This is a genomic window from Paraburkholderia sp. BR10882, assembly GCF_040948855.1.
In the GTDB taxonomy this organism is placed as follows: Bacteria; Pseudomonadota; Gammaproteobacteria; order Burkholderiales; family Burkholderiaceae; genus Paraburkholderia; species Paraburkholderia nodosa_A.
This window is the reverse complement of the sequence record NZ_JBFPKP010000047.1, coordinates 1-3146: the sequence shown is the minus strand read 5'-3', so window position 1 is coordinate 3146 and position 3146 is coordinate 1. Positions and strand designations below refer to the sequence as shown.

Here is a 3146-nt window from a genome sequence, read left to right as displayed (position 1 = left end):
GTGCCGTCGATACGATTACCGAGTATCCAGCCGCCCGTCTTGCAATGCGAATACATGCCGCGCCGGCAGTACTCGCACTGCCCGCAGCTCGAGATGCACGAGACGAGCACGTGATCGCCGACTTTCAACGTCGAGACGCCGCTGCCGATTTCATGTACGACGCCCACGCCTTCGTGGCCGAGAATGCGGCCCGGCTCGCAACTCGGCACGTCGCCCTTGAGAATGTGGAGATCGGTGCCGCAGATCGTCGTCTTCGTGATCTTGACCACGGCGTCGCCGGGTCCCTGCAAGGCGGGCATTGGCCGCGTTTCGAGTGCGAACTTGCCCGGGCCGTTATAAACCAGTGCTTTCATGGTTCCTCCATCGACAACCGGAAATACGCCGGATCGCCGGGCGCCCTCCTTTCGGTCCGCAGGCGCGCGGTGAGTCCGTCGTCCCCAGCAAGGTTTGCATATTTCGATTCACGATGAGGCACCGTGAGCGGATTCGAAATAGCGACGACATCGCCCTTGCATTCTTGATCGTAGTCCAATGTCCGATGGCTACGAAGTGGTGGCGTGGAGTTTCATGCGTTAAGCATCGGCTGCTTGCGTTTTCTCAAATGCTAGAACAGATGCCGGATGCCGACCTGAACGCCGAATTCGCTCTGACCGGGTCCCGGCGTGAGGAACGAACCCGTCGTAATGCTGGCGCCTGCCATCTTGAACTGCGCGGTGCCGTAGTTCTTCAATTCGGAAATCGTGCCGTATAGCCGCGTCCCCTTGGAGAGATCGTAGTTGACGATCGCCCCATATTGCAGGGCGTCGTTGCCGAGATGCGTGCTGTCCTTGGTGTAGGCGGCGCCGGCGCCCACGCTGAAGAACGGCGAAAACCGGTAGTCGGCCGAAAGCGAATACGTGCTGTGCCAGTCGCCTGCCGTATTGCCGACCGGCCCGACCGTCGGGTCGTATTTGCCCGCCGGGTTGCTCAGCGCATTGCCGGTGGTCGCGGAAATGACGTCGTTGGCGCGGAAATAGCCGACATAGATGCGCCCCCACCCGTAGTCGAGATTGCCGCCCGCCATGAATTCCTGCACACGGTTGGAAGCTGTCGCATTCGCCGCGTTCAAATAGGCAAGCGCGAGATAGACCGGGCCCTGGGTGGTCTGCACGCCGGCCTGATACACGGCATTGCCTGCGAGCGTACCGGGTTGGCCGCCCACCGAATAATGCAGTTCGACCTGGGTCCCCACGAACTTCGGCGAGATCCACGCAATGTCGTTGTCGACACGCGCCAGCCAGTTCGCAAAGTTGTTGTAGCCCGAGGCGTAGGTCGCCGCGCCGAAGGCGTCCATATTGCCGCTCCAGGTGAACATCGGCGTGTTCTGCCGCCCGAAACGCACCTCGCCGAACCCACCGCCCAGACCGACCCACGCCTGGCGATCGAAGAACCGATAGCTGTTCTGCAACTTGCCCGTACCCGGATCGAAGCCGCTCTCCAGCGCGAAGTTCACGCGGTATCCGCCGCCGATGTCCTCCGTGCCGCGCAAGCCCCACCGGCTCGTCATCAAGCCGTTGTTGCCCAGCACGGCGAGCGACGTGGTCTTGCCGTCGACTTTCGTGTTCTGGTAGCCGGCGAACACGTCCAGCACGCCGTAGAGCGTCACCGACGATTGCGCCATCGCCGGCGTGCTGGCGATGACAGCCGCCGCCATCACCGACAAGCTAAGGAATCCTCTATTTAACGACATCGTCACTTTCCCCTGTTGTTGACTTCTTGATAGTTCGGTGCTGACGCCGGAGGCGTCAGCGTCCGCGCTCGGTCGCTAGCATGCGCTTCACCACGAGGGCGAGCGGCACAGTGAAGCAAAAGTGCGACATGAAACCGCCGATGATGACGACCGGGTCGTAGTAATTGGGATGGTTGTCGGAGGCGATGCTAATCGCCACATGCATGACGATCCAGGCCAGGATCGCATAAAAGAGCGCGACGAATGTGGCTTCGTAACCACGGCGGCGGAAATACGGCCAGATCGCCGCGAACAGCACGCCCCACGCAATGGCGAAGAAGAAATGAATGGCAGTCCCGAGGAAATACGCCCAGATGCCGAGCCAGTCCTGTACGCCCTTGCCGAACACGAGGCCGGTCGCGTTGCGGGGAATGCCCGCAAGCGGCATGAGATGCTGGGCGCCGACCCAGATGAGCGCCTCGTAAATCCAGATGATGACTGCGCCCGTCAAGCCGCCGGCTATGCCGGCGCGCAAGATTGCGCCGAGCGTCGGCTTGCCGTCGATTGCGGTTCTCGTCCCTTGATACCCACCCTCACCTACGCTTGCATTGCCGCTCATCGCCGTCTCCTCCTGTCGTACTGCACGAAATGTTTTTCGCCAAGATAGAAACGGGGCTTACGGAAAACTACATCGGGTTAACGGCAGGCAAGAGGCGCTCCGTGGGCAAGAAAGCACGAGCAAGGCACGCCAGTGGCTCGCGATGAGCCGCGCAGCGCCAAGCTGGACAAGGCTTGGCGGGATTCAACGGTGCACGGCGGGAGGTCGGCAGACCGGCTTGCAGACCCGGTCGCCGATAAGAGAAATCGATACGGAGGAAACGACTTCGCAACGCGAGGTCTGCAAACGCGCTTTATTCGGACGTCTCGCGCTGCGTATCGATTATCGGCTGCGTAACGCGTTACTGAGGCAGTATTTCCCGTAGACAAGACAGTGTGATGCTCCGCCACTCGGCAGTCCGTTTTCGGGAAACGCGTCCGCGACGGCCTGCATGGCGCTCGTTGTGGATACCTGACAGTCCTGATCGACGACGAGAAAAGCGACGGCGAGGACCAGGGCTGAAACCACGGATAGCGAGAGAACGTGCATTTTCATCATCGACGCCTGATGCAATAGGCCGCAGTGTCCCGGCAAGGTCCGGTCACCAGCGCACCTTCGCCCCCCCTGCTCCACTGTGCCTGAACCCTGCTCCAGCCAGCGGACGTGCAAAAAAGGGGCAGACATATACCTGCCCCGCTCCGCCTTAGTGAATGGCCATCTGCACGACCTTCACGATCACGAGACCTACCGCGACGACGAGGTAGGTGCGCAGCACGCCCATCCACACGCGCGTCGACAACGTCAGGTGCTGCGGCGCCGGCAGCTCTTCGAGCGGCGCCA

Annotated in this window: 3 protein-coding genes; all 3 read right to left on the bottom strand. The window is 61.4% G+C overall.

What is annotated here, in order from left to right:
• Nucleotides 1-353 (bottom strand): alcohol dehydrogenase catalytic domain-containing protein (locus AB3X99_RS40795; RefSeq protein ID WP_368662056.1); only part of this gene is annotated, 353 nt, incomplete at its 3' end.
• A gap of 251 nt (nucleotides 354-604) precedes the next feature.
• Nucleotides 605-1693, bottom strand: a complete 1089-nt coding sequence (locus tag AB3X99_RS40790; protein WP_368662057.1) for a porin — start codon at nucleotides 1691-1693, stop codon at nucleotides 605-607.
• Between the two features lie 91 nt (nucleotides 1694-1784).
• The gene (locus AB3X99_RS40785; RefSeq protein WP_368662055.1) at nucleotides 1785-2327 is read right to left on the bottom strand and encodes a hypothetical protein; all 543 of its coding nucleotides are present in this window, start codon (nucleotides 2325-2327) and stop codon (nucleotides 1785-1787) included.
• Between the last annotated feature and the right edge of the window lie 819 nt (nucleotides 2328-3146).

Bases quoted from the DNA above. Each gene is read 5' to 3' on its own strand.
- AB3X99_RS40790 (WP_368662057.1), bottom strand. From the start codon at position 1,693: ATGGCGGCGGCTGTCATCGCCAGCACGCCGGCGATGGCGCAATCGTCG.
- AB3X99_RS40785 (WP_368662055.1), bottom strand. From the start codon at position 2,327: ATGAGCGGCAATGCAAGCGTAGGTGAGGGTGGGTATCAAGGGACGAGA.